Source organism: Pseudescherichia sp., assembly GCF_032052675.1.
Classification (GTDB): domain Bacteria; phylum Pseudomonadota; class Gammaproteobacteria; order Enterobacterales; family Enterobacteriaceae; genus Pseudescherichia.
The window spans coordinates 37,191-63,866 of sequence record NZ_DAMBWA010000002.1; the positions used below are offsets into that span (position 1 = coordinate 37,191).

At 57.0% G+C, this 26,676-nt stretch carries 24 protein-coding genes; 9 read left to right on the plus strand and 15 right to left on the minus strand.

The window, feature by feature from the left end:
• Nucleotides 1-77: 77 nt before the first annotated feature.
• The 4 genes from mliC to pdxY all read left to right on the plus strand — a co-directional run bounded on the left by mliC (nt 78) and on the right by pdxY (nt 3,451).
• The gene (gene mliC / locus RTX96_RS02730) at nt 78-404 is read left to right on the plus strand and encodes a C-type lysozyme inhibitor (RefSeq protein ID WP_103820906.1); all 327 of its coding nucleotides are present in this window, start codon (nt 78-80) and stop codon (nt 402-404) included.
• A gap of 57 nt (nt 405-461) precedes the next feature.
• Nucleotides 462-1,133 (plus strand): pyridoxamine 5'-phosphate oxidase, encoded by a 672-nt coding sequence (gene pdxH, locus RTX96_RS02735; RefSeq protein WP_312670048.1) that lies wholly within the window; start codon nt 462-464, stop codon nt 1,131-1,133.
• Nucleotides 1,134-1,258: 125 nt separating this feature from the next.
• Nucleotides 1,259-2,533: a tyrosine--tRNA ligase gene (gene tyrS / locus RTX96_RS02740; protein ID WP_103820908.1), complete on the plus strand. Its 1,275-nt coding sequence runs from the start codon at nt 1,259-1,261 to the stop codon at nt 2,531-2,533.
• Nucleotides 2,534-2,590: 57 nt separating this feature from the next.
• Nucleotides 2,591-3,451, plus strand: a complete 861-nt coding sequence (gene pdxY, locus RTX96_RS02745; protein WP_103820909.1) for a pyridoxal kinase PdxY — start codon at nt 2,591-2,593, stop codon at nt 3,449-3,451.
• A gap of 182 nt (nt 3,452-3,633) precedes the next feature.
• Here the strand turns inward: pdxY and dtpA are convergent, their stop codons facing one another.
• The 10 genes from dtpA to blr all read right to left on the minus strand — a co-directional run bounded on the left by dtpA (nt 3,634) and on the right by blr (nt 12,783).
• Nucleotides 3,634-5,139, minus strand: coding sequence for a dipeptide/tripeptide permease DtpA (dtpA, locus tag RTX96_RS02750; RefSeq protein ID WP_312670049.1), 1,506 nt, complete (start codon nt 5,137-5,139; stop codon nt 3,634-3,636).
• Nucleotides 5,140-5,709: 570 nt separating this feature from the next.
• A complete protein-coding gene (gene nth / locus RTX96_RS02755; protein ID WP_312670050.1) occupies nt 5,710-6,345 on the minus strand; it encodes an endonuclease III in 636 nt (211 codons plus the stop codon).
• Entirely contained in the window at nt 6,345-7,046 is a 702-nt protein-coding gene (locus RTX96_RS02760) for an electron transport complex subunit E (protein WP_103820912.1), read from the minus strand. The genes nth and RTX96_RS02760 overlap by 1 nt, the downstream gene beginning before the upstream one ends.
• 3 nt (nt 7,047-7,049) lie before the next feature.
• The gene (gene rsxG / locus RTX96_RS02765) at nt 7,050-7,670 is read right to left on the minus strand and encodes an electron transport complex subunit RsxG (protein WP_103820913.1); all 621 of its coding nucleotides are present in this window, start codon (nt 7,668-7,670) and stop codon (nt 7,050-7,052) included.
• Nucleotides 7,671-7,680: 10 nt separating this feature from the next.
• The gene (gene rsxD, locus RTX96_RS02770) at nt 7,681-8,733 is read right to left on the minus strand and encodes an electron transport complex subunit RsxD (protein ID WP_312670051.1); all 1,053 of its coding nucleotides are present in this window, start codon (nt 8,731-8,733) and stop codon (nt 7,681-7,683) included.
• Nucleotides 8,734-10,827, minus strand: a complete 2,094-nt coding sequence (gene rsxC / locus RTX96_RS02775; protein ID WP_312670052.1) for an electron transport complex subunit RsxC — start codon at nt 10,825-10,827, stop codon at nt 8,734-8,736.
• A complete protein-coding gene (rsxB, locus tag RTX96_RS02780; protein WP_042393745.1) occupies nt 10,820-11,398 on the minus strand; it encodes an electron transport complex subunit RsxB in 579 nt (192 codons plus the stop codon). The genes rsxC and rsxB overlap by 8 nt, the downstream gene beginning before the upstream one ends.
• Complete coding sequence (rsxA, locus tag RTX96_RS02785; protein WP_005121199.1) at nt 11,398-11,979, minus strand: electron transport complex subunit RsxA; 582 nt, start codon at nt 11,977-11,979, stop codon at nt 11,398-11,400. The genes rsxB and rsxA overlap by 1 nt, the downstream gene beginning before the upstream one ends.
• 78 nt (nt 11,980-12,057) lie before the next feature.
• Nucleotides 12,058-12,510: a DUF2569 domain-containing protein gene (locus RTX96_RS02790; RefSeq protein WP_103820916.1), complete on the minus strand. Its 453-nt coding sequence runs from the start codon at nt 12,508-12,510 to the stop codon at nt 12,058-12,060.
• A gap of 147 nt (nt 12,511-12,657) precedes the next feature.
• Nucleotides 12,658-12,783, minus strand: a complete 126-nt coding sequence (blr, locus tag RTX96_RS02795; RefSeq protein WP_181016642.1) for a division septum protein Blr — start codon at nt 12,781-12,783, stop codon at nt 12,658-12,660.
• Between the two features lie 218 nt (nt 12,784-13,001).
• Here blr and RTX96_RS02800 point away from each other — a divergent pair, with 218 nt between their 5' ends.
• Nucleotides 13,002-14,042 (plus strand): oxidoreductase, encoded by a 1,041-nt coding sequence (locus RTX96_RS02800; RefSeq protein WP_312267977.1) that lies wholly within the window; start codon nt 13,002-13,004, stop codon nt 14,040-14,042.
• 46 nt (nt 14,043-14,088) lie between these two features.
• Here the strand turns inward: RTX96_RS02800 and add are convergent, their stop codons facing one another.
• Complete coding sequence (gene add, locus RTX96_RS02805) at nt 14,089-15,090, minus strand: adenosine deaminase (RefSeq protein WP_103820919.1); 1,002 nt, start codon at nt 15,088-15,090, stop codon at nt 14,089-14,091.
• A 207-nt stretch (nt 15,091-15,297) separates the two neighbouring features.
• Here add and RTX96_RS02810 point away from each other — a divergent pair, with 207 nt between their 5' ends.
• Entirely contained in the window at nt 15,298-16,242 is a 945-nt protein-coding gene (locus RTX96_RS02810; RefSeq protein ID WP_312670055.1) for a YncE family protein, read from the plus strand.
• 124 nt (nt 16,243-16,366) lie between these two features.
• Here the strand turns inward: RTX96_RS02810 and RTX96_RS02815 are convergent, their stop codons facing one another.
• Together RTX96_RS02815 and malX are read right to left on the minus strand one after the other, a co-directional pair.
• Nucleotides 16,367-17,542: a MalY/PatB family protein gene (locus RTX96_RS02815; protein WP_312670057.1), complete on the minus strand. Its 1,176-nt coding sequence runs from the start codon at nt 17,540-17,542 to the stop codon at nt 16,367-16,369.
• An 11-nt stretch (nt 17,543-17,553) separates the two neighbouring features.
• The gene (gene malX / locus RTX96_RS02820; protein ID WP_312670059.1) at nt 17,554-19,146 is read right to left on the minus strand and encodes a maltose/glucose-specific PTS transporter subunit IIBC; all 1,593 of its coding nucleotides are present in this window, start codon (nt 19,144-19,146) and stop codon (nt 17,554-17,556) included.
• 173 nt (nt 19,147-19,319) lie between these two features.
• Here malX and RTX96_RS02825 point away from each other — a divergent pair, with 173 nt between their 5' ends.
• Nucleotides 19,320-20,348, plus strand: coding sequence for a Mal regulon transcriptional regulator MalI (locus RTX96_RS02825; protein ID WP_312235452.1), 1,029 nt, complete (start codon nt 19,320-19,322; stop codon nt 20,346-20,348).
• A gap of 24 nt (nt 20,349-20,372) precedes the next feature.
• Here the strand turns inward: RTX96_RS02825 and RTX96_RS02830 are convergent, their stop codons facing one another.
• Together RTX96_RS02830 and manA are read right to left on the minus strand one after the other, a co-directional pair.
• Entirely contained in the window at nt 20,373-22,022 is a 1,650-nt protein-coding gene (locus tag RTX96_RS02830) for a YdgA family protein (RefSeq protein ID WP_312670061.1), read from the minus strand.
• Between the two features lie 97 nt (nt 22,023-22,119).
• The gene (manA, locus tag RTX96_RS02835) at nt 22,120-23,298 is read right to left on the minus strand and encodes a mannose-6-phosphate isomerase (protein ID WP_312670063.1); all 1,179 of its coding nucleotides are present in this window, start codon (nt 23,296-23,298) and stop codon (nt 22,120-22,122) included.
• A gap of 198 nt (nt 23,299-23,496) precedes the next feature.
• Here manA and fumA point away from each other — a divergent pair, with 198 nt between their 5' ends.
• Nucleotides 23,497-25,143: a class I fumarate hydratase FumA gene (gene fumA, locus RTX96_RS02840; RefSeq protein WP_103820927.1), complete on the plus strand. Its 1,647-nt coding sequence runs from the start codon at nt 23,497-23,499 to the stop codon at nt 25,141-25,143.
• A gap of 121 nt (nt 25,144-25,264) precedes the next feature.
• Nucleotides 25,265-26,668: a class II fumarate hydratase gene (gene fumC, locus RTX96_RS02845; RefSeq protein ID WP_312670066.1), complete on the plus strand. Its 1,404-nt coding sequence runs from the start codon at nt 25,265-25,267 to the stop codon at nt 26,666-26,668.
• Nucleotides 26,669-26,676: the final 8 nt, after the last annotated feature.

A 26,676-nucleotide genomic window follows, 5' to 3' on the forward strand; every position in this document is an offset into this window, starting at 1 on the left:
AACGAGACGTTAGACTAAAACAAAGCAGGGGCAAGGCCGTGATAGGCTTTGCCCTGGGATATGTTTTAGGATGGATCATGAAAAGATTACTGATAGCTTTATTACCCGTGATGCTTGCTGGATGTACCACCTACAACCAGTTTATGGAACGTATGCACACCGACACGCTGGCGTATCAGTGCGATGATGAGAAACCGTTGACGGTTAAGCTAAACCAGACCCGCCAGGAGGTTAGCTTCATGCTCGACGATACGCCGCTTACGTTGCAGCAGGGGCTTTCTGCCTCTGGCGCGCGCTATACCGATGGGATCTACGTCTTCTGGTCAAAAGGGGATAACGCCACGGTTTACAAGCACGATCGCATTATTTTGAATAACTGCCAGCTACAAAATCCGCAGCGTTGAGATTTTTACCCGGGCGGCGCACAATAGCGTCACCTGAACATTCACGTAGCGAACGCCATGTCAGACAATAATGATGCAAATAACAGCGATCTGCAGCATATCGCACACCTGCGCCGCGAGTACACCAAAGGCGGTCTGCGCCGCGCCGATCTGCCTTCCCAGCCGCTAGATCTGTTTGAACGCTGGCTCAGCCAGGCCTGTGAGGCTCGCCTCGCCGATCCTACCGCAATGGTGGTGGCGACGGTTGATGAGAAAGGTCAGCCCTACCAGCGTATCGTTTTGCTCAAGCACTATGATGAAAAAGGTCTGGTGTTCTATACCAACCTCGGCAGCCGCAAGGCGTACCATATCGAGAACAATCCCCAGATCAGCCTGCTTTTCCCCTGGCATATGCTGGAGCGCCAGGTAATGGTCATCGGGAAAGCAGAACGCCTCTCTACGCTTGAAGTGGTGAAATATTTTCACAGCCGCCCGCGCGACAGCCAGATTGGCGCATGGGTTTCTCAGCAGTCCAGCCGCATCTCCGCCCGTGGCGTGCTCGAAAGTAAATTCCTTGAGCTTAAGCAGAAGTTTCAGCAGGGTGAGGTGCCGCTACCCAGCTTCTGGGGCGGCTTCCGCGTCAGCATTGAGCAGATGGAGTTCTGGCAAGGGGGTCAGCACCGCCTCCACGACCGTTTTTTATACCAGCGTGAAAACAGCGGCTGGAAAATCGATCGTCTTGCGCCTTAATCGCTGAAAAATGTTGATTTAAGCGCTGGTACTCCTGGTTCCAGCGCTTTATTCTATCCCTCTTTCGTAACGAGCGAAAAGTCGTGTACCGGCAGAGGTGCAGCGTTAGATACATGGAGAATTTGATGGCAAGCGGTAACTTGATTAAACAATTGCAAGAGCGGGGCCTCGTGGCTCAGGTGACGGACGAAAATGCGTTAGCAGAGCGACTGGCGCAAGGCCCGATCGCGCTCTATTGCGGCTTCGATCCCACCGCTGACAGCTTGCATTTGGGGCATCTGGTTCCATTGTTATGCCTGAAACGCTTCCAGCAGGCAGGCCACAAGCCTGTAGCGCTGGTGGGTGGCGCAACGGGCCTGATTGGCGATCCGAGCTTTAAAGCCGCCGAGCGTAAACTTAACACTGAAGATACCGTCCAGGAGTGGGTCGATAAGATCCGCAAACAGGTTGCGCCTTTCCTCGACTTTGACTGCGGTGACAACTCGGCCATTGCGGCAAACAACTACGACTGGTTTGGCGGCATGAACGTGCTGACCTTCCTGCGCGATATCGGGAAACACTTCTCGGTAAACCAGATGATCAACAAAGAAGCGGTGAAGCAGCGTCTGAACCGTGACGATCAGGGTATCTCCTTTACCGAGTTCTCCTATAACCTGCTGCAGGGCTACGATTTCGCCTGCCTGAACAAGCTGCACGGCGTGGCGCTGCAGATTGGCGGCTCCGATCAGTGGGGCAACATCACCTCCGGTATCGACCTGACCCGCCGCCTGCATCAGAATCAGGTCTTCGGCCTGACCGTTCCGCTGATCACCAAAGCCGACGGCACCAAGTTTGGTAAAACCGAGGGCGGTGCGGTCTGGCTCGATCCGAAGAAAACCAGCCCGTATAAGTTCTACCAATTCTGGATCAACACCGCCGATGCCGACGTCTACCGCTTCCTGAAGTTCTTCACCTTTATGGATATCGCGGAGATCAACGCCCTGGAAGAGGAAGATAAGAACAGCGGTAAAGCGCCGCGCGCCCAGTACGTGCTCGCCGAGCAGGTGACCCGTCTGGTACACGGCGAAGAGGGGCTGGAAGCGGCGAAACGGATTACCGCCAGCCTGTTCAACGGTACCCTTAGCGATCTGAGCGAAGCCGACTTCGAGCAGCTGGCGCAGGACGGCGTCCCGATGGTTGAAATGGAGAAGGGCGCGGATCTCATGCAGGCGCTGGTAGATTCTGAGCTGCAGCCGTCCCGCGGCCAGGCACGCAAGACCATCGCCTCCAACGCGGTCACCGTCAACGGTGAAAAACAGTCCGACGCGGAATACACCTTTACCGACAGCGATCGCCTGTTTGGTCGCTATACGCTGCTGCGTCGCGGCAAGAAAAATTACTGTCTGATCTGCTGGAAGTAATGCACTAAGCACAGGGAGTGAGAAATCACTCCCTTATTTTTATGTCCGGGTAAGAAAATGAAGAATATCCTCGCCATCCAGTCTCACGTCGTCTTTGGTCATGCCGGCAACAGCGCCGCTGAGTTCCCGATGCGCCGCCTTGGCGCCAACGTCTGGCCGCTCAACACGGTTCAGTTCTCTAACCACACCCAGTACGGCAAGTGGACCGGCTGCGTGATGCCACCTGCGCATCTGACCGAGATCGTGCAGGGCATTGCCGATATCGACAAGCTAAAGACGTGCGACGCGGTGTTAACGGGCTACCTCGGTTCAGCGGAGCAGGGTGAGCATATTCTGGGCATTGTGCGCCAGGTCAAAGCGGCCAATCCGCAGGCGAAATACTTCTGCGATCCGGTGATGGGCCATCCGGAAAAGGGATGCATCGTCGCCCCCGGCGTCGCCGAGTTCCATGCGCGCTATGCCCTGCCTGCCAGCGATATTATCGCTCCGAACCTGATTGAGCTGGAGATGCTCTGCGGCCATCCGGTTAACAGCATCAACGAGGCCGTTGTCGCCGCCCGCGAGCTGATTGCTCAGGGGCCGGAGGTTGTCTTGATCAAGCATCTGGCACGCGCCGCTAAAAGCATGGCGTGCTTCGAGATGCTGCTGGTCACGCAGAGCGAAGCCTGGCACATCAGCCGCCCGCTGGTGGATTTTGGTATGCGTCAGCCGGTGGGCGTGGGCGACGTTACCAGCGGGCTGCTGCTGGTTAAACTGCTTCAGGGGGCATCCCTGCGCGATGCGCTGGAGCACGTGACGGCGGCAGTGTATGAAATCATGCTTACCACCAAAGAGATGGGCGAGTATGAGCTACAGGTAGTTGCAGCTCAGGATCGCATTGCCCGACCCGAGCATCTGTTCCGCGCCACAGAGGTATAATCTGCCTTAAACGTAGGCCGGGCAAACGCAGTGTCGCCCGGCGTTGTTGCGCCAGCAGAGTAATGCCCGGTGGCGCTACGCTTACCAGGCCTACAAAACCCCGTATCCTGCATCTCTGTTAAAACAAAAAAAGCCGCTGATCTCTCAGCGGCTTTTTTGTTGGCTTGCGTTTCCCGGGACAGTTACGCGGAGGCTGCTTCAGACTCAGCTAACTCTTTCTCATCCATCTGCGTCATGCGGTTCAGCTTCGACGCGGTGAGCAGCATCAGCACTGCAATAACAGCGGTCACCATGCCAATCTGCAGGAATACGCGGCCATAGATGTCCAGCGACATCAGCGGATCGGTCACGTTTTCCGGTATAGCCATCATGTTTGCTACGTAGCCAGCGATCAGGTTTGCCCCGGCGGTTGTCAGGAACCAGCTGCCCATGATGAAGCCCATCAGGCGCTGTGGAACCAGCTGGGCCACCATCGCCAGACCAAGGCCGGAGATCATCAGCTCACCGATGCTCTGGAAGGCGTAGCTCGCGATCAGCCAGCTCACAGAGACGATCCCGGCGTCGCTGGCAAATTTAGCCCCCAGCGGCAGGATCAGGAACGCGGCTGAGCAAAGCACCATCCCGAAGGCGAACTTAAACGGCATCGGCAGCGTGTCGCCCATCTTGGTATAGATAGCGGCCAGAATCGGGCTACCAATAATGATCCAGAACGGGTTCAGGGCCTGATACTGCTCCGGCTCGAAGGCGATACCCAGAATAGAGTGCTCAACGTTGCGGATGGCAAAGAAGTTCAGCGAGGTCGGCATCTGGCTGTAGAGGACGAAGAACACAATCGCCTGCAGCATCAGAATGAAGGCCACGATCATCTTACGACGCGCCGCGCCGTGCATTGAGAAGGTCTCTTTGGCAAAGATAATCACGATACCCAGCGCCACGATCGCCAGTACCATACGGGCAATACCCTGGTTGTGCAGCAGCCAGGTTGCCGCGGCGATCAGGACAACAACGCCAGCGATAGTGGCCAGCAGGCTACCGACGCGCAGCGGTTCAAAGTCCGGCTTCGAGCCGTACTGTTTTACCCAACGCTTACAGAACAAGAAGTTAACGACGGTGATCAGCATCCCGACCACGCTCAGGGAGAAGGCCACGCTCCAGCCAAACTTCGCCGCCAGCCACGGAGTTGCCAGCATAGAGAAGAATGAGCCGATGTTGATGGACATGTAGTACATGGTGAAGGCGCCATCAAGACGCGGATCGTCTTTCGCATAGCAGGTAGAGAGCAGCGAAGAGGGGTTGGCTTTGAACAGGCCGTTACCTACGGCAATGGTTGCCATACCCATATAGACGATGGCCGCATCGTGACCGGACCAGGCCACCAGCGCATAGCCAATAGCCAGCACAATCGCGCCCAGCATGATCACGCGTTTTGTACCGAGGATCTTATCACCCAGCCAGCCGCCGATGGCCACCAGGCCATAGACCAGGGCGCTGAAGGAGGAGAACAGCGTAATAGAGTCGGATTCTGACATACCCAGCTGTTTCACCAGGTAGACTGCCATAATCCCTTGCAGGCCGTAGAAACCAAAACGCTCCCACAGCTCAATGGAGAAGATCAGGTAAAACGCTTTGGGCTGTTTGAAAGCGTTCAGGCTGACGCTCTCTGTTGGTTTGTTGTTTGCAGTCGACACATATACCTCTTTTTTTACATCCCATATTAACGGGGGTGTTCAGTGCGCGATGGCCAGAGCCCATCGAGCTTATAGTTATAAGGGAGGGGAAACGGCGGGTAATGTTCCCTATCCAGGACGCTGAGGCAATACCTTTGTAATAAACTGTTACATATAAATTGTCCGGGATAAAGCGCCGGTTGGAAGATTGTTATTTAGCGTTAAATTTTGGCTTTAGCCATTTGATAGTTTTTTCCACTAAATGAAATCGGAAGATTGGGGGCTATGGCGATATCTTCTGCTATTTTGCCTCTCAGGCAGCGCAATGGGCCGCTATTGCTAAAAATAGTGGTTTAATCTACCGCCGATTGCTTATGGGATGCTGTCTGATGCAGGTGCCGGGCTAAACATTTAAACATTTTTTTAACCTTCATTAGCCAGGGTGATCTCTATCACAAACGTATAGAAATTTTTTGTATTAAAAAAACGATTAACCTTAAAAAGTAATAACCAGCCGAGTTTTATCACGCCCTGAGTGGGCATGAAAACATAAGCTGGCGTTATAAAAAGAAAAAGGAGCGGGGGGAGAGATTACTCGTACACCTTCTCCCGGTACTCGCAGAGATCTTCAATAATGCAGGAGCCACAGCGGGGTTTACGCGCAATACAGGTGTAGCGGCCATGCAGGATCAGCCAGTGGTGGCAGTCGACCTTGAACTCTGCCGGCACGACCTTCAGCAACTTCTCCTCGACCTGTTCTACGTTCTTACCCGGGGCAAACATGGTCCGGTTGCAGACGCGGAAAATATGCGTATCAACGGCAATGGTAGGCCAGCCGAAGGCCGTATTCAGTACGACGTTAGCCGTTTTACGTCCGACGCCGGGCAGCGCCTCCAGCGCGGCACGATCCTCCGGCACCTCGCCGCCGTGCTGCTCCAGCAGGATACGGCAGGTCTTGATGACGTTCTCTGCCTTGCTGTTAAACAGGCCGATGGTTTTGATATAAGACTTCACCCCCTCGACGCCGAGGGCCAGCATCGTCTCGGGGGTATTAGCGACGGGATAGAGCTTCGCCGTCGCCTTGTTGACGCTGACGTCCGTAGCCTGCGCCGAAAGTAGCACCGCAATCAACAGCTCAAACGGCGAGTTAAAATTTAGCTCGGTGGTAGGGTGCGGATTGTTCTCCCGAAGTCGGGATAATATCTCGAGCCGTTTTACTTTATTCATCAAGCCTTCCCGGGCGCGACAGGGGTTTCTACTGCAGGCGCGGAAGCAGCCGCCGCCGCCCGGCGTTTTTTGGTTCGTTCATCGATCAGGTATTTCACCGCCAGCATCATGCCCAGGCCAATAAACGCGCCTGGAGGCAGCATCGCCAGCAGGAAAGGCGAATCGGTATGGAATACCTCAATGCGCAACACCTTGGCCCAGCTGCCCAGCAGACCGTCTGCGCCGTCAAACAGCGTGCCGTTGCCCAATACTTCACGCAGGGAGCCGAGCACAAACATGGCGCAGGTGGCCCCCATGCCGATAGAAAAACCGTCCAGCGCCGAGAGCGCCGGACCTTTTTTCGCCGCAAAGGCCTCTGCACGGCCGACCACAATGCAGTTGGTCACGATCAGCGGGATAAAGATCCCCAGCGACTGATAGAGACCAAAGGCATAGGCGTTGATCAGCATCTGCACCGCGCTTACCACCGAGGCGATAATCATGACGTAGATCGGGATGCGGATCTCAGAGGGCGTCCAGCGGCGGAGGGCAGAGATAGTCAGGTTGGTCAGGGTTAGCACCAGCGTCGTCGCCAGGCCGAGGCCCAGGGCGTTAGTGGCCGTAGAGGTTACGGCCAGCAGCGGACACATGCCCAGCAGCTGCACCAGCGCTGAGTTGTTCTTCCAGAGTCCCTGGACGATAACCTCTTTAATTTCGCTCATGGTTTACTCTCCGCAAGACGGTAAGGAATTAAGCTGGGCGGGCAGGGTCTGCGCATACAGTCCGGCACGTTTGACGGCATTGACTACCGCGCGTGGGGTGATGGTCGCGCCGGTAAACTGGTCAAAATCGCCGCCGTCCTTCTTCACTGCCCAGTGGCTGTCAGACGCGCCTGCAATCGTTTTGCCGCTGAAGGAGGTGATCCAGTTTGAGAGGCGTAGCTCGATCTTATCGCCAAGGCCTGGCGTCTCATGGTGTTCGGTTACCCGCGCACCCAGCACCGTACCGTTAAAATCTGCGCCAACCAGCAGCTGAATAGCACCAGAGTAGCCATCCGGAGCGGTCGCTTCCAGCACCGCCGCCACGGGCTTGTCGTTCTGGCGGGCAATATAGATCCGCCGCTCGCCCTTGCCCAGCTCCGGGGCGTTAACCAGAAAGCAGCTCTGGCTGAGATCGTTATTATAGAGATTGGCGGGCACCACCTGGTCAAACAGCGCCTTCTGCTGTATAGCGGCCTGCTCGGCAATGGTGGATTTGGTCAGCTGGGCGATAGCCGCCGTCAGGCCGGTAGAGCAGGCGGCGAAGAGGGCCAGCGTTACGCCGTGTTTCTGCATCGTCTTTAACATGGCGGTCTCCTCAGCGATGGCCGTAGACGCGCGGACGCGTATAGTAGTCAATTAACGGCACGGTAATATTCGCCAGCAGCACCGCGAAGGCGACGCCGTCCGGGTAGCCGCCAAAGCTGCGGATCAGCCAGACCAGCACCCCGGTCAGCGCGCCGAAGATCAGGCGCCCTTTATTGGTTGTCGAGGCGGTGACCGGATCGGTCAGGATAAAGAACGCCCCAAGCATCGTTGCCCCGGAGAAAATATGCAGCATCGGCGAGGCGAGGCTCTCCGGCGAAAAGATCCAGCCCAGCGTGGCGCAGAAGGTAAGCGTCACCAGGAAGCTGACCGGAATATGCCAGCGGATAGCGCCTTTGCCCAGCAGGAACAGCCCGCCAAGCAGATAGGCAACGTTGACCCACTGCCAGCCCGCACCCGCCAGGACGCCGCTGTAGATGGGGTACTGCATAATCTGCTCGACAGGGTGTCCGGCGTGCAGCGAGGTTTTAAAGGTATCAAGCGGGGTGGCCTGGCTAACGCCGTCAATGCCCATCCGCAGGGTATCCATATTAGCCCCGCCAGCGCTGTGGCCGGTGAAAATAACCTGAAGCGCATCCATAAAGCCGGGCACGTTGGCAGCAATCTCATGAGGCGGCAGCCAGCTGGTCATCTGCACCGGGAAAGAGATCAGCAGCACCACATAGCCGATCATCGCCGGGTTGAAGGGGTTATGTCCAAGGCCACCGTACAGCTGCTTGGCAATAATTACCGCAAAAACGGTACCCAGCACCACCATCCACCAGGGGGAGAACGGCGGAATACTGATCGCCAGCAGCAGGCCGGTGAGCAGGGCAGAGTTATCCTTGAGGGTTGCCCCTGCATTCTGCTTACGCAGCTTAAGCACCACGCCTTCAGCAACAAAGGCACTAGCGCCTGCCAGCAGGATCTGCATCAGCGTGCCCCAGCCAAAGAACCACGTCTGCACCGCGATACCGGGTAGGGCCGCGAGCAGGACCAGCATCATAATCCGTGATGTCTGGCGCTGATTGTGCGTATAGGGGGAGCTTGCGATTCGAAAGACCATCTATTCCTCGTTAACTGCCTGTTTTGCGGCTTTTTTGGCTTGGGCTCTGGCGATGGCTGCGGCGACGGCCGCTTTACGCGGATCGTCATTGGCCGCAGGGGTATCAACTATCTTATCAACGACCTGTTGCTGCGCTTTACGTGCTTTCGCGCGGGCGATGGCAGCCTCGACGGCGGCTTTGCGCGGGTCGACCGCTGCGGGTGCCTCCTCGACGACCGGTTCAGGTGCCGCTTCAGGCGCAGCCGTCTGTGCCGCTTTACGCGCTTTCGCACGGGCGATGGCGGCCTCGACGGCGGCTTTACGTGGGTCGACTGCTGCGGATGCCTCCTCGACGGCCGGTTCAGGTGCCGCTTCAGGCGCAACCGTCTGTGCCGCTTTACGTGCTTTCGCACGGGCGATGGCGGCCTCGACGGCGGCTTTGCGCGGATCCACAGGCTCAGCCGCGCTAGCTGCAGCAGGCTGCTGGGCTTTTTCGGCCTGACGCACGCGGGCTTCGGCCTTACGGGCTTCGCGAGCGGCAATCACTGCGCTGTTATCTGGCTCGGTACCGGCCTGGATCACCACCGGCTGGGTGGCGCGCTGCTGTTTCTCACGCACGCGGGCCAGGGCTGCGTTCACCGCATCCTTGTCTTTGGCGGCTGGCTGGGCAGCAGACTGCTTGTGACGCTCAAGACGCGCCGCTTTCTCACGCTCCAGGCGGGCCTGACGCGCTTCAAAGCGGATTTTCGCCTCGGCTGCGCGCTTCTCCTCCTGGGCAATAGCGTAGATCTCAGCCTTCTCCTGGCGGAAGTACTGTACCAGCGGAATATTGCTGGGGCAGACCCAGGCGCAGGCTCCGCACTCGATACAGTCCGCGAGGTTATGGGCAGTGGCTTTATCGTGCTGCTGGCCTTTGCTGAACCAGTAGAGCTGCTGCGGGAGCAGATCTGCCGGGCAGGCATCGGCGCAGGCGCTGCAGCGAATACAGCCTTTCTCTTCCTGCGTCTCACCCATTTCACTTGCCGAAGGTGCCAGCAGGCAGTTAGTAATTTTCACCACCGGCACGTCCAGCCACGGCAGGGTAAAGCCCATCAGCGGCCCGCCCATGATCACCAGCTGCTCGCCGGAGGGGCAAAAACCCGCTGTGTCTAACAGGTGGCGTACAGGCGTACCCAGGCGCGCCCAGACGTTGCCCGGCTGCGCAACGGCCTCGCCGGTCAGGGTCACTACGCGCTCGGTCAGCGGTTCGCCATCAACCACCGCACGCTTAACGGCGAAGGCGGTGCCGACGTTTTGCATCAGCACGCCGATGTCAGATGAACGACCGCCGTGCGGCACCTGCTTGCCGGTGAGGATCTGCGTCAGCTGTTTCGCACCGCCGGAGGGGTATTTGGTGGGGATGACCCGCAGCACGATATCGTGCGCGTTAGCCAGCACCGCCCGCAGCATCGAAATGGCCTGCGGCTTGTTATCTTCGATGCCGATCAGCACCTGACGCGGCTGGAGAATCTGCGCGAGGATACGAATACCCTCGACGACCTGCGCGGCACAGTCCTGCATCAGCCGATCGTCAGCGGTAATGTAAGGCTCGCATTCGGCGGCATTAATAATCAGCGTTTCGATTTTATCGCCGCCGCCCTGCAGTTTATTACCGGTTGGGAAGCCCGCGCCGCCGAGGCCTGCCACGCCAAACTGATGGATGCGCTCAATCAGCTCGGCGCGGGAGCGGGAGCGATAGTCGCTCCAGCCGTCGCGCTCAATCCAGCGGTCTTCACCGTCGGCATCGATAATCACGCTCAGCTCGGCCAGCGCCGAGGGATGCGCGGTAGAGTGGGGGGCAATCGCCACCACCGTACCGGATGTAGGAGCGTGAACGGGCAGCATACGTCCGCGCCCACGAGTCAGCGGCTGGCCGCGCAGGACGCGATCGCCGACGGCCACGCACAGCTCGCCCTCAGCGCCGATGTGCTGTTTCAAAGGAATGACGAAACGCCCCGCCAGCGGGATCTGGCGCAGCGGCGTACCGTTTGACTGAGTTTTCATCTCTGGCGGATGGATGCCGCCGTTGAAGTCCCAGAGCTTATCTTTTTTAAACGCGGAGAATAGCTTAAGCATGTTGTTCCACAGGAATAATGCGTACCGGAATGGTTTGCAGATCCCATTTCCAGCTTTCGGTTGTTGTCGCGACGGGACGCAGGTCGATACACTGCGTCGGGCACGGGGCAACACAGAGATTACAGCCGGTGCAGAGATCGCTGATGACCGTGTGCATGGCGCGGGTTGCGCCGACGATGGCGTCAACCGGGCAGGCCTGGATGCACTTGGTGCAGCCAATGCAGTTCGGTTCATCAATGACCGCCAGCATACGTACCGGCTCGGCGGCCTCGGCATCGTCACCAATTGGCTGCGGGTCGACGTTCAACAGCGTGGCGATTTTAAGCATTACCGCTTCGCCACCGGGCGCGCAGCGGTTGATCTTCTCGCCCTGGCTCCCTACGGCCTCGGCATAGGGGCGACAGCCCGGGTAACCGCACTGGCCACACTGGCTTTGCGGCAGCAGATTATCAATTTTTTCGACGACCGGATCGTCCTCTACCGCAAAACGGCGCGAGGCGTAGCCGAGAATCAGACCAAAGATCAGCCCGAGCACGCTCAGGGCCGCAATGGCTATCCAGATAGCAGACATTACAGCTTCACCAGACCACTAAAGCCCATAAAGGCCAGAGACATTAAACCCGCGGTAATCAGTGCAATGGCATTACCGCGAAACGGTGCCGGTACGTCCGCCACCGCCAAACGTTCGCGAATAGCGGCAAACAGGACCATTACCAGCGAGAAGCCGACGGCAGCGGAAAAACCGTAGAGCGCCGACTGTAAAAAGTTATGCCCGAGGTTGATATTCAGCAGCGCCACGCCCAGCACCGCACAGTTTGTGGTGATCAGCGGCAGGAAGATCCCCAGCAGGCGGTAGAGCGCCGGGCTGGTTTTACGCACGACCATCTCGGTGAACTGCACCACCACCGCGATAACCAGAATAAAGGCCAGCGTACGCAGATAGATGAGATCCAGTGGAATTAAAATCCAGGTATCAATCAGCCATGCGCAAATAGAGGCCAACGTCATGACAAAGGTGGTCGCCAGTCCCATCCCCATCGCGGTCTCCAGCTTTTTGGACACCCCCATAAACGGGCAGAGACCGAGGAACTTAACCAGCACGAAGTTATTAACCAGTACGGTTCCGACAAACAGCAGCAAGTAATCAGTCATTATTCAGCCTGAAAAAGAGTAGCCGCCTATTATCGGATAAATCGATCCGGGCGACAACAGTACAACGAATAGGGTTAATTACGGGTTTACGAAGGTCTTCTTGACCCGCTGCGATCGCTTGAAATAGGGCACGATCAGGGCGGCAGCCAGTAACGGGAACAGCAGCTGGCGCAGCGCCAGGGTGTCCGAAACCGGTGAAAACGCAAAAGCCTTCAGCGCCAGCAGAATGGTGATAAGCAGCCAGATGATATAGTGTTTCGACACCACCCGACGACGCTTAAAGAAGGCGATGGTTAGCCACAGGGTGTAACCGCCCATAGCAACAGCAAAGATAAACGAGGTGTACCACAGCGCTTTATCTCCGGCGCTTTGGGCATTCAGCACGGCGACCATGTCAGGCGTCAGCAGCACAGCGATAAAACGCGCCACCACAAGCAGCGTACCCAGTAAGGAGACCAGCAGCCACGCGAGCGGGGCGAGCAACCATCCTCCAATCCGTTCAGCGGGGCGTTCAGCAGGCGTTGCGGTCATATCATTCTCTCCCCTGGCGTGGCTCATTCTCTTTTGCAGGGCGAGAGTATAAAGCATTATACAGCGAATGCTACCCGCGCTATTTCCTACCGCACTCGGCGACAAATGACCGTAGCGGTAAGCGTATAAAAATAACGCGGGTGGGCGCTATTTAGCCTGAACGGTAGCAGCAGGTTCCGGCGGCTGGTAGTTATCTATGTGGCTGGCAAAGCCCAGCAGTATGGCGCTCACGCCCAGCACAATCCACCCAGCTAATTCAATGATTCGATTCATTATTCCGGACATACTTTTCTATTTCTCCCTGTATATAGAAATGGCATAGTATCGGTGCCAAAAAGCCTCAGCAAGTAACAAACCATATTTTCAGCCTATTCGCAATTGGAACGTTAAAGTGTGCTACAGGATGTTTTAGATAAGTTATAAAATGCATATTATTGTGACAACTATGTTGAGGATTGAAATATCCCCACGCACTGATGAGAGGCAGCACAATGAATGATAAAATTCGGGTCGGATTAATTGGCTACGGCTACGCCAGTAAGACATTCCACGCCCCGCTGATTGATGGCACGTCGGGTATGGAGCTGGCCGCGATCTCCAGCAGTGATGAGGCGAAAGTAAAGGCGGACTGGCCTACGGTGCCGGTCGTCTCTGAACCTAAGCATCTTTTCAACGATCCTACCCTCGATCTCATTGTCATCCCGACGCCCAACGATACTCATTTCCCACTGGCGAAAGCAGCGCTGGAAGCGGGCAAGCATGTGGTCGTGGATAAGCCCTTTACCGTGACACTGTCACAGGCACGTGAGCTTGATGCGCTGGCAAAAAGCCTGGGCCGCGTGCTCTCGGTGTTCCATAACCGCCGCTGGGACAGTGATTTCCTGACGGTGAAGGCGCTGCTGGCCGATGGTGCGCTGGGCGAGGTGACCTATTTTGAGTCGCATTTCGATCGCTTCCGCCCGCAGGTGCGTAATCGCTGGCGCGAGCTGGCCGGGCCGGGCAGCGGCATCTGGTACGATCTGGGTCCGCATCTGCTCGACCAGGCGGTTAATCTGTTTGGCCTGCCGGTGAGCTTGACCGTCGATCTGGCCCAGCTGCGTCCAGGGGCGCAGGCCACGGACTACTTCCATGCGGTGCTGAGCTATCCCCAGCGCCGTGTGGTGCTGCACGGTACGCTGCTGGCAGCGGCCGAGTCGGCGCGCTATATCGTCCACGGTACTCGCGGGAGCTACGTCAAGTATGGCCTCGACCCTCAGGAGGAGCGGTTGAAAAACGGCGAGCGTCTGCCGCAGGAGGACTGGGGCTATGATATGCGCGACGGCGTGTTGACACGCGTGCACGGTGAAGAGGTAGTAGAGGAGAGCTGGCTCACCGTACCGGGGAACTATCCTGCCTACTATGCCGGCATTCGCGATGCGCTTAACGGCGTGGGCGAAAACCCGGTTCCCGCCAGCCAGGCGATTCAGATCATGGAGCTGATTGAGTTAGGCATCGAGTCGGCCAAACATCGGTCGACGCTCTGCCTGGCATAACGCTCTCTAAAGCAAACATAATGCCGCCCGCCCGGGCGGCATTTTTTTACGCGGTGCGCAGGCTATCTCTTAACGCCTGTTTCTCTGCCGCGCTGAGGAATGCAACCTCGAGGCCGTTAATTTGTGCCTGGCGGATCTGCGCCTGGCTCAGGCCAGCCTGCGGGGCCGCCACGCTGTATTCATGAATGATATCTACGCCCTGTACCGCCGGATCGTCAGTGTTGATGGTCGCCAGAATGCCGTGCTCAAGGAAGGCTTTTAGCGGATGGGACTCCAGCGACGCCACGGTGCTGGTCTGGATGTTGGAGGTCAGACAGGACTCAATGCCGATGCGCTGCTCGGCGAGGAAATCCATCAGAGCCCGATCCTCAATGGCTTTAACGCCATGACCGATACGCTCCGCGCCCAGCTCGCGAATTGCCTGCCAGATGCTCTCCGGTCCGGCGGCTTCACCGGCATGAACGGTAATATGCCAGCCCGCGTCGCGGCCACGGTTAAAGTGGGACAGGAACAGGCTGCCGGGGAAGCCCAGCTCATCGCCCGCCAGGTCTAGCCCGGTGATGGCATCGCGATGGGCCAGCAGCGCCTCCAACTCTTCGACGCAGGCGTCCTCGCCGAAGGTGCGGCTAAGAATACCGATCAGACGCGCCTGAACGTTGAATGCCTGGCTGCCCTGACGCACGCCCTCGATCACCGCTTCAACCACGCCCGCGACCGGCAGGCCGTGGGTCATCGCCATATAGCGGGGGGAGAAGCGCAGCTCAACATAGTGCAGCCCGTTGCGTGCGGCATCTTCCATATTTTCAAATGCCACGCGGCGGCAAGCGTCCAGCGAGGCCAGCACCTTGACGCCCCAGTCCAGCTTCGCCAGGAAGCTCACCAGATCCGGTTCGTTAGCGGTAACCTGGACGTGCGGGCGCAGCGATTCAAGTGAGTCGGCGGGCAGGGTGAGGGAAAACTCACGGCCAAGGTCAAGGATGGTTTGCGCCCGGATGTTGCCGTCAAGGTGGCGGTGAATGTCGGTTAAAGGGAGGTTAGCGTCAATCATGGTCGCACTCTTTTTTAGATGAAGTGCAACTGATTATACAATACTTCTCAAATGTTCCCAAAATAGTAATGATTCTTAAAGAGTTGACTTTTTTTTGCCCATAACTCATTCAGAAAAATTAGATATATCCGTGTTAAATATATAAGAATGGTTGGGCGCGCAAAATTAATCATTAATATATCTATTCAGTTAATTATAGGAGTAAAAATGCATAATATACTATCTACATCAGGTTTTTTATGGGCCACCTGCGCTTTGACCGGCGGGGATGGTTATTTTTCAGGTACAGACTTATCAACAGGTGAGGAGGTTTATAGTATCAACCTGGGGTCGATGATAACCCCCGAAGGGTTTGCCGTTAACAAAAACAATACCATCGCCTGGATTGCTGATAGCTATAACGATCAAATTATCATTGTTGATTTATTATCACAGTCAGTTACGGGTTCTATTACCACGCGGCAGCCAAGTGGTTCGTCCATAACGCCTTTTCAGATGGCGTTGAGTCCTGATGAAACAAGGCTATATGTTACGGGCGATACCACTAAAACCCTGGAAATTATTGATACATTGAATAATATTCGTCTGAAAGGAGTTGAGCTTCCTGGCCACGCTCGAGGTGTGACTGTTTCTCCTGATGGCAAAACAGTGTATGTTGCCCTCTATAGCACAGATCAGATCGGCTTAATCGATATTGCAACTTCTTCAGTCACAGATACCGTATTTGTAGGCCGTTTGCCAATGGAGATTATTATATCTAAAGAGGGCACCACCCTTTACGTCGCAAATCAAGATGGGAACTCTATCGCGGCCCTTGATACGGCAACAAAAGAGATAGTCTATATTATGCTGGATGATAGCCCACGCGCTATAGCGCTTTCAGCAAGTGAATCATACTTATATGTTGGAACGCTTTCGTCAGGTGTTTATACAGTTGATCTGGCCAGCCTGGAGGTGATAAGTTCGGTACAGCTCGCTTCTTCCTGTAGCTCTGTAGGCGTGAGTCCCGACGATACCAGCGTATACGCTATGGCATATGAAGTAGATGGCCCTCAACCAACGCCTGTTGACGTGATGGATTCATTAACAACCAAAATTGTCGGTACTCTTTATATCAATGGCATAGGTCGATATATGCAAATAACTGCATAATGTTGCACTGAGAGGTGAAATAAATAGCCCCTCAGAAGAGGGGCTGGAAAATTACTGCTGAGGTACTGCCGCCGGAGGCGTCGCTTGCGGCAAAGCCTCTAGAGCAAGCGTGATATTTTAGGGTTTAGTGTGTCAACGTGTTCATCCCTGCAATCAATCTACTCAGCCCTTCATCCAGCTTCACCCTTGGGCAGCCCGCATTCAGCCTTACAAACCCGTTCCCTTCGGGACCATAGGTGTACCCAGGCATAATCGCCACTTTCTGCTGGTGAATGAGCACATCCTGCAACGCACGGTCGTCCAGATTAAGCGGGCGCAGATCAATCCATGCCAGATAGCTTGCCTCGGGCGGCTGCCAGTGAAGTTGCGGAAAGGCCTGATTTAGCTGGCTGGCGATGATCGCCATATTACCCTGTAGGTAGGTGCGAAGCGCATCCAGCCAGGGGGCGCCCTCCCGGTAGGCGGCGATATGCGCGCAGAGCGAAAGCACCGCCGGGGAGGAGAGCCCGTCCCGCCCCTTGAGCGCAGCGAGGTAGTCATCACGGCGTCGCGCGTCGCTGATAATGCCATACGCCCCGGTCAGGGCCGGAATATTGAAGCTTTTCGACCCGGAGGTCAGCAGCGCCCACTCGCCTCGTCCTACCTGACACCAGGGGATATGCCTGGCCTCGCCCCATACCATATCCATATGGATCTCGTCGCTAATCACTTTGACGCCATGACGTTCGCAGAGCATAGCCATCGCCTCCAACTCGTCATGCGTCCACACTTTACCGGTCGGGTTATGCGGGCTGCACAGCAGCAGAATTTTAGTCTCCGGCAGGGAGAGCACGGCCTCCAGAGTCGCGAAATCACATACCCAGCCGGTATTGGTTTTTTCCAGCGGCACGCTCAGGACGTGACGCTGGTTTCCCTCAATGGCTTTATAAAATGCATCGTAGGCCGGGGTGTGGATGGCGACAGCGTCTCCAGGCGCGGACCACTGGCGGATCAGCTCCGAGGCCATGTAGATCACCGATGGCCCGTAGACGATAGCTTCAGGATCGATCCCGGTGGCAAAGCGGGTTCGGTACCAGTGGCACACCGCACCAAGAAAATCCTCACTCTTCCAGCGGCTGTAGCCCAGCACGCCGTGCGCCAGCCGCTGTTGGATGGCGTCAATAATGCAGGGGGCGGTCGCAAAATCCATATCCGAAATAGTGAAGGGCAGCAGGTCGGCCACGCCAAAGCGATCGGCCACGTAGTCCCACTGCGTACACCATGTTCCATGCCGATCGATGACTGTCGAAAAGTCAAACATAGCCTTATCCTTTACGCCTGCACCGAGTTCATCAGAGCTTCCATCTCATCTTTTACCGACTGGACCTGCGGCCCAATCACCACTTGTAAGTTGTGTTGGTTAAGCTGTACCACGCCAATGGCGCGATTGTCTTTCAGCGCCTGCACGTTCACCCGCGACATATCATTAACCGACAGGCGTAAACGGGTAATACAGTTGTCTAGGCTGACGATATTTTCACTTCCGCCCAGCGCGGCGAGGATGGCCGGAACGTTATAGCCCGAGCGTCCCAGCGCGCCTGCCATCGTCTTCTCGACGGTGCTGGCCGTTTCGATATCCCGGCCCGGCGTTTTCAAATTAAAATGCAGGATAGCGAAGCGGAAGATGAGGTAGTACACCGCGAACCAGACGGCGGCGACCACCGGCACAAGATACCACTTGGTCGCCAGACCGTGCAGGATGCCGAATACGACAAAATCAATGACGTTGCCGTCGGTGTTGCCGATGGTGACGCCCAGCACCGCCATCACCGTAAAGCCGAGACCGGTGAGCAGGGCATGAATAAGGTAGAGCACCGGGGCGACGAACAGGAACAGGAACTCTAACGGCTCCGTGGTGCCGCCTACAACGCAGGCAATCAGGCCGGAAATCAGCAGTCCCTTAATTTTATGACGATTTTCCGGGCGGGCGCAGTGGTACATCGCCAGCGCCGCGCCGGGCAGGCCGCCGAGGAATGCGGGCATTTTACCCTGCGAAAGAAAACGCGTGGCGCTTTCTGAAAACCCGTGGGTGGTCGGGCAGCTCAGCTGGGCCTGGAATATGGTCAGCGCGCCGCTGACGGTGTGGCCGCATACCTCCTGGGTGCCGCCTGCGTCGGTGAAACGGATCAGGGCGACCAGAATATGCTGCAAGCCAAACGGCAGGAGCAGGCGTTCACCGGTGCCGAAGATCATCGGCCCAAAATCACCTGCGCTGTTAATGATCTGGCCCAGGCCGCGGATCCCCATTGCAAACACAGGCCAGATTAACGGGATCACCAGACCGACCAGTCCCATCACCACGGTGGTCACAATAGGAACGAAGCGGGTGCCGCCAAAAAAAGCGAGCGCGTCGGGCAGCCTGATGGTGTGAAAACGTTCATGCAGCAGCCAGACAATCACCCCGGCGATCACCGCGCCGAGGATCCCGGTATCAATAGACTGGATCCCGAGGACATTTTGAATATTGTAGGCCTTCAGCAGTGCTGCATCGGTGGTGGGCAGGATACCTTTTGCCGTCAGCCAGAAGTTCACGGCCAGGTTCATTACCGCATAGCCAACGAAGCCGGCAAAGGCCGCAATGCCTTTATTCTCACGCGCTAGCCCCAGTGGAATAGCGATGCAGAACATCACCGGCAGGAAACTAAAGGCGAAGGAGCCGATCTTACCCATCCAGATGAAAATAGCCTGCAGAACCGGATTACCCAGTACGGGGATCAGCGTCATGACGTCACGACTGCTTAGCGAGCTGCCGATGCCTAACATGATCCCGCAAAAGGAGAGGAGCGCGACGGGCAGCATGAAGGTTTTGCCCAACTGCTGGAAAAATTCCCACAGCGTAATTTTCTGTACGGTTTTCGTCGTCATAAACGACTCCTTGTCGAAAAGAGATGCAGATGAGGTTGTTGTGCGAGAAAGATAAAACGTTTTACCTAAATTTTATGCGCTATAAATCACAATGCTGAGCGATAACTCAGTGTATAAATATGTCCTATAGATAAATCGTTTTATCTAAGCCAGTACCAGGGATTTGCTTTTTTATGATGACGCCAAAAAAAATAACCATTAACGATGTAGCCGTCGCGGCAGGGGTCTCTGTCAGCACCGTTTCGCTGGTGCTCAGCGGCAAAGGACGTATCTCTACGGCCACCGGTGAGCGCGTTAACCAGGCTATCGAAAAACTCGGCTTTGTCCGCAATCGCCAGGCCTCCGCTCTACGCGGCGGGCAGAGCGGCGTGATTGGCCTGATTGTACGTAACCTCTCTTCACCGTTTTATGCCGAACTCACGGCAGGGCTTACGGAGGCGCTTGAAGCCCAGGGGCGGATGGTGTTTCTCCTGCATGGCGGCGACGGCGGTGAGCAGCTTCTCCAGCGCTTTAACACCTTGCTGGCACAGGGGGTGGACGGCGTCGTGATAGCCGGGGGGGCTGGGGTGAGCGGTGAGCTTCAGGCGTGCGCCGCAGAGCAGGGCATTCCGCTTGTGTTTGCCTCGCGCGCCAGCTATCTCGACGACGCTGACTGCGTCAGGCCGGATAACATGCAGGCGGCACAGATGCTCACTGAGTATCTGATCCAACGTGGCCATCAGCGCATTGCCTGGCTGGGGGGCAACAGCGCCTCGCTAACGCGGGCAGAGAGAGTAGGCGGCTACTGCGCCACTCTACTGAAATATGGCTTACCCTTTCACAGCGAGTGGGTTGTTGAGTGCGACACCAGCCAGAAGCAGAGCGCAGACGCGGTCGCGGCACTGCTACGGCATAATCCCACCATCAGTGCCGTGGTCTGTTACAACGACATCACTGCCCGGGGTGCCTGGTTTGGCTTAATGCGGGCGGGGCGTCAGAGCGGTGAGGCAGGGATGGATAGCTATTTTGAGCAGCAGGTGACCCTGGCCGCTTTTGCAGATGTCCCCGAAAGCGCGCTGGACGAGCTGCCGATTATATGGGTGACAACGCCTGCTCGGGAGATGGGCTATACCCTGGCGGAACGGATCATGCAGCGTATTGCGAAAGAGGACAGTCTCGCCCGCAGCCAGACCCTCAAGGCGCGACTCATCGTCAAAAAATAGCCCCTCCAGAGAGGGGCATGGGGGTTACTGCTGAGGCACTGCCGCTGGCGGCGTGGCTTCCGGTGCCGCCTGCGGTGCTGGGACAGGGTTAGCTTCCGGTGCCGCCTGCGGTGCCGGGGCAGGGGTGGCTTCTGGTACTGCCTGCGGCGCCGGAGCCGGTGCTGGTGCCGGAGCAGGTTCAACCTGCGGAACGCCCAGCTCAGGCATACCAAACATGCCGACAAACTCGTCGAGGCTCATCTTCTGCCCGTTGAGATTGACCTGGCCGTTGGCGTACTGCAGGCTGGTGCTAATCGCGTTATCCGCTACCGTGGTGATGCGGAACATCTGGCCCATTGCCGCCAGACCTTTTACCTGCTGGTTGGCCAGTTTTTCGGCATCCGCCTGCTGGTATCCCTGCAGCTTAGCCACCTGAGTCATAAACTCTGTCGCCATATCCATTGGAATAGTCAGCTTGCTCTCCAGCGACTTCACGCTGCGATCGACCTCCTGCGCCAGGGTTTGCGGGGCAGGTGCCGCAGGGGTGGCGGCCGGATCCTTCATGAACAGCGACAGGTTAAACGTCGTCTCGCCTTTGCTGTTTTTCCAGCTCAGCGGGGCGATGGTGATCACCGGCTCGCCTTTTAGCAGCAGCGGCAGGGCGCCAAAGAGCGCCTCGGTAGATTTTTGCTGATAGAGCGTCGGGTCTTTCATCACTTCAGGCTGAGAGAGCAGAGCCTGATTTTGGGCATTGTACTGCTGGCGGAACTGGTGCCAGGCCTGGCCGTCAATCTGGCCAATTTTCATCGTCAGCTTGCCGCTGCCCATATCCTGGCTCTGGATCTTCAGGCTATTGACCGTGTAGTCGAGCTGGCTGTTGATGTTTTTGCCGTCGTTGACCAGATCGTTTTTGATGGTCAGATCGGTCCCTTCCATCACCGCGATCTCTTTGTTTTCCACCGCCACGGCCAGTTTCTCGACGCTCAGCTTCTGGTTCCCCAGATGCTCATCAAACTGCGCACGCTTGCTGTCACCGTCGGTTTTCAGATTGTTGAAGGTGACCTGCACATGCTGACCATACTCGTTAACGGTATTGACCAGGCCGCTCTGCGCCTCGCCCTTCAGGGAGATGGCGTTGCCGTCTTTATCGGCATCAAGCTGGAAATCGCCGCCGCTGAAGGCAACTTTTTCACCCTCGTTCTCATAGCTTAACGGCTTAAACTGGATATGGGAGCCGGTATCGCCACCGTAGCCGATGCGGGTATTGACCTCTACCGGTGACTCGCCTTTCGCCATATCAAACAGCGGCTTAGAGACATCGTTATTCACCAGAGTAGTTTTCACAGACGCCATAGCCGGGATGAGATTAAACGATTTAAGCTGGGCAAACGGGAACGGACCATGATCGACTGTCTCGTTCAGCACCACGCTCTGACCGGGTTTCAGCCAGGGGTTCTGCTCACCCTCAACCGGTTTGACCAGCAGCTGTAGATGGCTTTTGAAGATGCCACGCTCGTAGTTCTGCGCGGCCACTTCCAGGCCCGCGCCCGGCGCGCTGCGCTTAAGCTCGGCGTTGGCTTGCCCAACCATGTCAGCAAGATGTTTTTCCAGCTGTTTACCCGTGTACCAGGCCGTTCCCGTCCAGACGACGCCCAGTGCAACAATAATGCCCGCAGCGACAAGCGTTTTCTTCATAGCGATTATCCCTAAAAATGAAACCAGGCGGAAAAGGCCGCCTGGAGAGTCGTAAGGTCTTGCTAAGCTTAGCAATAAGGTGCAAAAAGGTCAGTACTTAGTTCACTTTATTGTAGACGCGAGCCAGGCGGCCAATGCCGCTCGCCTCAACAGGGGATCCCTCAGCGCTGACAAAGGCTGACTCGCCCGGCTTAAGCACCAGCCGCTGTTCGCCTTTGCTCAGCACCGCCTCGCCCTCAACGCAGAAGAGGATCGCCGCGCTCGACTGCGCAAGCGTTGATGTATCTGAGGAGAGGTCATGCAGGGAGAAAGCAAAGTCGGCGACCGGAATAGGGAAATCCAGCTCGGCACCGCGCTGTTCTGGCGCAGTCAGCAACTCGGCCGCTGGCTTCGGCACAAACTTCACGTTAGCCACCAGCTCAGGGATATCGATGTATTTTGGCGTCAGGCCCGCGCGCAGGACGTTATCGGAGTTAGCCATCACCTCCAGCGCCACGCCTTTCAGGTAGGCGTGCGGGGTCTCAGCGAACAGGAACATCGCTTCGCCTGGGTTGAGCTTGACCACATTAAGCAGCAGAGGGGAGAAGAGACCGCTGTCGTCCGGGTAGAACTCAGAGATAAAGCGGATGGTCTCCCACGGCTCGCCCTGCGCGCTTGCCAGCGTAGCCTTCAGCACCGCAAGGGCGTGTGATTTCTCCTCGCCCTGCATATTAAGCAGGCTGGCGAAGAGCTGGCTTAAGCTGTCGGCATCCGGCTGCGCCAGGAAGTGAGCAATAGCCGAATGCGCGCCCGCCACCGGCTGGAGCAGAGAGATGATATCGCTGAATTCGCGAAAGGCATTCATCGCCAGGAACGGCGTCAGGGCAAATACCAGCTCGGGTTTGTGATTAGGATCTTTATAGTTGCGCTCGGCTGCATCCAGCGGAATACCCGCCGCGTTCTCTTTGGCAAAGCCGATCTCCGAGGCCTGCTTATTTGGGTGAACCTGAATAGAGAGTGGCTGGTCGGCGCACAGCACCTTAAACAGGAACGGCAGCTCGCCAAAGCGCTCCGCGACCGCCTGGCCTAAAAGCGCCGTTTTATCCTGGTCAATCACCTCTCGCAGCGACTGCGGCTGACCAGACGCGTTCTCGATTTTTGAGCTGCTCTTCGGATGCGCGCCCATCCACAGCTCTGCCATCGGCAGACCGTTAGGGTTGGCGATCCCGTAGAGTTCCGTTAACGCACTTTTACTTCCCCAGGCATAGTTCTGCACTGAGTTAATGAGTTTTTGCATTATCAAGCCCTGCACTGTGTTGAATAATCTACGCGTATTAAACCAATAAACCTATGGTATGTAATCACTAAACTTAAAAAGTCGTCCTTATCTCAGTTTTTGTTAAAAAATTGTGTAGGATAAGCAGACTCGCTTTTAAGCAGGGCAACGGAACGTTTGCCCAGACCATAACCAGACCGCGCAGTAAGTGAGAGCAAAATGTCGACAAAACCTTTTCACTATCAGGATCCTTTTCCCCTCAAAAAGGATGATACCGAATACTATCTCCTTACCCGAGATCACGTCTCCGTAACGGAGTTTGAAGGCCACGAAATCCTTAAGGTTGAACCTCAGGCGCTGACGCTGCTGGCGCAGCAGGCCTTCCACGACGCCTCGTTTATGCTGCGTCCTGCGCACCAGCAGCAGGTGGCGGATATCCTCGCCGACCCCGAGGCCAGCGAGAACGATCGCTACGTGGCGCTGCAGTTTTTACGCAACTCCGACATCGCGGCAAAGGGGATCCTCCCGACCTGCCAGGATACCGGCACGGCCATTATCAGCGGTAAAAAAGGGCAGCGCGTCTGGACCGGCGGCGGCGATGAGGCCGCTCTCGCGCGTGGGGTCTACAACACCTATATCGAAGATAACCTTCGCTACTCGCAGAACGCGGCGCTGGATATGTATCGCGAGGTCAACACCGGCACCAACCTGCCGGCGCAGATTGACCTCTACAGCGTTGACGGCGACGAATATAAGTTTCTCTGTATTGCCAAAGGCGGCGGCTCGGCCAATAAGACCTATCTCTACCAGGAGACCAAGGCGCTGCTAACGCCGGGCAAGCTAAAGGATTACCTGGTCGATAAGATGCGCACCCTGGGGACGGCGGCATGCCCGCCTTACCATATTGCCTTTGTGATTGGCGGCACCTCGGCGGAGGCGACCCTGAAGACGGTGAAGCTCGCCTCAACCAAGTACTACGACGGCCTGCCTACCGAAGGCAACGAGCACGGCCAGGCGTTTCGCGATGTGGCCCTGGAGAATGAGCTGCTGCGTGCCGCGCAGGATCTCGGCCTCGGGGCGCAGTTCGGCGGCAAATACTTCGCCCACGACGTGCGGGTGATCCGCCTGCCGCGCCACGGCGCATCCTGTCCGGTGGGCATGGGGGTCTCCTGCTCGGCGGACCGCAATATTAAAGCCAAAATCAACCGCGACGGGATCTGGATCGAGAAGCTGGAGCAGAATCCGGGGAAATACATTCCTGAATCGCTGCGCCAGGCAGGCGAGGGGGAGGCGGTTCGCGTCGATCTCAACCGTCCGATGCGTGACATCCTGCAGCAGCTATCGCAGTATCCAGTGTCGACCCGCCTGTCGCTCAGCGGCACCATCATCGTGGCCCGCGACATCGCTCATGCCAAGCTGAAAGAGCGGATGGATCGTGGCGAAGGCCTGCCGCAGTACGTCAAAGATCACCCGATCTACTACGCCGGACCGGCGAAAACGCCTGAAGGTTACGCCTCTGGCTCACTCGGCCCGACCACGGCAGGGCGAATGGACTCCTACGTCGATCAGCTCCAGGCCGAGGGCGGAAGTATGATCATGCTGGCGAAGGGCAACCGCAGCCAGCAGGTGACCGACGCCTGCCATAAGCACGGCGGTTTCTATCTCGGCAGCATTGGCGGCCCGGCGGCAGTACTGGCCCAGGGCAGTATCCGCAGCCTGGAGTGCATCGAGTACCCGGAGCTGGGGATGGAAGCCATCTGGAAAATTGAGGTGGTCGACTTCCCGGCGTTCATCCTGGTGGATGATAAGGGCAACGACTTCTTCCAGCAGATCCACGCCTCGGCCTGTGCCCGCTGCGTGAAGTAAACAAGACCGCCCGAAAGGGCGGTTTTTTTTTGCTGCTGACGGCTGAAAATCATCAATACTAATAACTCTTTGGGCAAGTGAGCATGTTGTTACCCACATCACAACTATTCAAGGAGCGTGTATGACTTCGCATCGCAGTGAGAAAGATTCGATGGGCGCAATCGACGTCCCGGCAGACAAGCTATGGGGCGCGCAAACCCAGCGATCGCTTGAGCATTTTCGTATTTCAACTGAGAAAATGCCGGTCTCGCTACTTCGGGCGCTGGCCTTGACCAAGCGGGCGGCGGCAAAGGTAAACCAGGATCTGGGCCTGCTGGCTGCTGAGAAAGCGCAGGCCATTATCAGCGCGGCGGATGAGGTGCTGAAGGGCGACCATCCGGATGAGTTTCCGCTGGCGATCTGGCAGACCGGCTCCGGCACCCAAAGCAACATGAACATGAACGAGGTGTTGGCGAACCGGGCCAGCGAGCTGCTGGGCGGCGAACGCGGGATGGCGCGTAAGGTGCACCCCAACGACGACGTTAACAAAAGCCAAAGTTCAAACGACGTCTTTCCTACGGCCATGCACGTGGCGTCGGTTATCGCCGTACGTGAGGATCTGATCCCCTCTTTGCTGGAGCTGACCCGCACACTGGCGGAAAAATCCCGCACCTATGCCGATATCGTTAAAATTGGCCGTACCCATCTGCAGGATGCTACGCCGCTGACGCTGGGTCAGGAGATCTCCGGCTGGGTGGCGATGCTGGAGCATAACCTGAAGCATATCGAAAATAGCCTGCCGCACCTGTCGGAGCTGGCTCTCGGTGGTACGGCGGTAGGGACCGGGCTAAATACCCATCCGGAATATGCCCACCGCGTAGCCGATGAACTGGCCGCTATCACTGGACAGGGATTGATTACCGCGCCGAACAAGTTCGAAGCGCTGGCAACCTGCGATGCGCTGGTACATGCCCACGGCGCGCTGAAAGGGCTGGCGGCATCGCTAATGAAGATCGCCAACGACGTACGCTGGCTGGCCTCTGGCCCACGCTGCGGCATCGGTGAAATCACTATTCCGGAAAATGAGCCGGGAAGCTCCATCATGCCGGGCAAGGTCAACCCAACCCAGTGCGAGGCGCTGACCATGCTCTGCTGTCAGGTGATGGGGAACGACGTCGCAATCAATATGGGTGGCGCGTCGGGCAACTTTGAGCTGAACGTTTTCCGCCCGATGATTATCCATAACTTCCTGCAATCGGTGCGGCTGCTGGCCGACGGAATGGAGAGCTTTAACGAGCACTGCGCCATCGGCATCGCACCGGACCGGGCGCGTATCGACCAGCTCCTCAATGAATCGCTGATGCTGGTGACGGCCCTGAATACGCACATTGGCTACGACAAAGCCGCCGAAATCGCCAAGAAGGCGCATAAAGAGGGGCTGACCCTGAAGGCCTCGGCGCTGGCGCTGGGCTACCTGACCGAGGAGCAGTTTGACACCTGGGTGCGTCCGGAAACGATGGTAGGCAGCATGCCTTCCGGCAGCTAATACGCCAC

What these genes read in the sequence shown, in the direction of transcription:
- mliC (WP_103820906.1), top strand. Translation starts at nt 78, where the DNA reads ATGAAAAGATTACTGATAGCTTTATTACCCGTGATGCTTGCTGGATGT.
- pdxH (WP_312670048.1), top strand. Translation starts at nt 462, where the DNA reads ATGTCAGACAATAATGATGCAAATAACAGCGATCTGCAGCATATCGCA.
- tyrS (WP_103820908.1), top strand. Translation starts at nt 1,259, where the DNA reads ATGGCAAGCGGTAACTTGATTAAACAATTGCAAGAGCGGGGCCTCGTG.
- pdxY (WP_103820909.1), top strand. Translation starts at nt 2,591, where the DNA reads ATGAAGAATATCCTCGCCATCCAGTCTCACGTCGTCTTTGGTCATGCC.
- nth (WP_312670050.1), bottom strand. Translation starts at nt 6,345, where the DNA reads ATGAATAAAGTAAAACGGCTCGAGATATTATCCCGACTTCGGGAGAAC.
- RTX96_RS02760 (WP_103820912.1), bottom strand. Translation starts at nt 7,046, where the DNA reads ATGAGCGAAATTAAAGAGGTTATCGTCCAGGGACTCTGGAAGAACAAC.
- rsxG (WP_103820913.1), bottom strand. Translation starts at nt 7,670, where the DNA reads ATGTTAAAGACGATGCAGAAACACGGCGTAACGCTGGCCCTCTTCGCC.
- rsxD (WP_312670051.1), bottom strand. Translation starts at nt 8,733, where the DNA reads ATGGTCTTTCGAATCGCAAGCTCCCCCTATACGCACAATCAGCGCCAG.
- rsxC (WP_312670052.1), bottom strand. Translation starts at nt 10,827, where the DNA reads ATGCTTAAGCTATTCTCCGCGTTTAAAAAAGATAAGCTCTGGGACTTC.
- rsxB (WP_042393745.1), bottom strand. Translation starts at nt 11,398, where the DNA reads ATGTCTGCTATCTGGATAGCCATTGCGGCCCTGAGCGTGCTCGGGCTG.
- rsxA (WP_005121199.1), bottom strand. Translation starts at nt 11,979, where the DNA reads ATGACTGATTACTTGCTGCTGTTTGTCGGAACCGTACTGGTTAATAAC.
- RTX96_RS02790 (WP_103820916.1), bottom strand. Translation starts at nt 12,510, where the DNA reads ATGACCGCAACGCCTGCTGAACGCCCCGCTGAACGGATTGGAGGATGG.
- blr (WP_181016642.1), bottom strand. Translation starts at nt 12,783, where the DNA reads ATGAATCGAATCATTGAATTAGCTGGGTGGATTGTGCTGGGCGTGAGC.
- RTX96_RS02800 (WP_312267977.1), top strand. Translation starts at nt 13,002, where the DNA reads ATGAATGATAAAATTCGGGTCGGATTAATTGGCTACGGCTACGCCAGT.
- add (WP_103820919.1), bottom strand. Translation starts at nt 15,090, where the DNA reads ATGATTGACGCTAACCTCCCTTTAACCGACATTCACCGCCACCTTGAC.
- RTX96_RS02810 (WP_312670055.1), top strand. Translation starts at nt 15,298, where the DNA reads ATGCATAATATACTATCTACATCAGGTTTTTTATGGGCCACCTGCGCT.
- RTX96_RS02815 (WP_312670057.1), bottom strand. Translation starts at nt 17,542, where the DNA reads ATGTTTGACTTTTCGACAGTCATCGATCGGCATGGAACATGGTGTACG.
- malX (WP_312670059.1), bottom strand. Translation starts at nt 19,146, where the DNA reads ATGACGACGAAAACCGTACAGAAAATTACGCTGTGGGAATTTTTCCAG.
- RTX96_RS02825 (WP_312235452.1), top strand. Translation starts at nt 19,320, where the DNA reads ATGATGACGCCAAAAAAAATAACCATTAACGATGTAGCCGTCGCGGCA.
- RTX96_RS02830 (WP_312670061.1), bottom strand. Translation starts at nt 22,022, where the DNA reads ATGAAGAAAACGCTTGTCGCTGCGGGCATTATTGTTGCACTGGGCGTC.
- manA (WP_312670063.1), bottom strand. Translation starts at nt 23,298, where the DNA reads ATGCAAAAACTCATTAACTCAGTGCAGAACTATGCCTGGGGAAGTAAA.
- fumA (WP_103820927.1), top strand. Translation starts at nt 23,497, where the DNA reads ATGTCGACAAAACCTTTTCACTATCAGGATCCTTTTCCCCTCAAAAAG.
- fumC (WP_312670066.1), top strand. Translation starts at nt 25,265, where the DNA reads ATGACTTCGCATCGCAGTGAGAAAGATTCGATGGGCGCAATCGACGTC.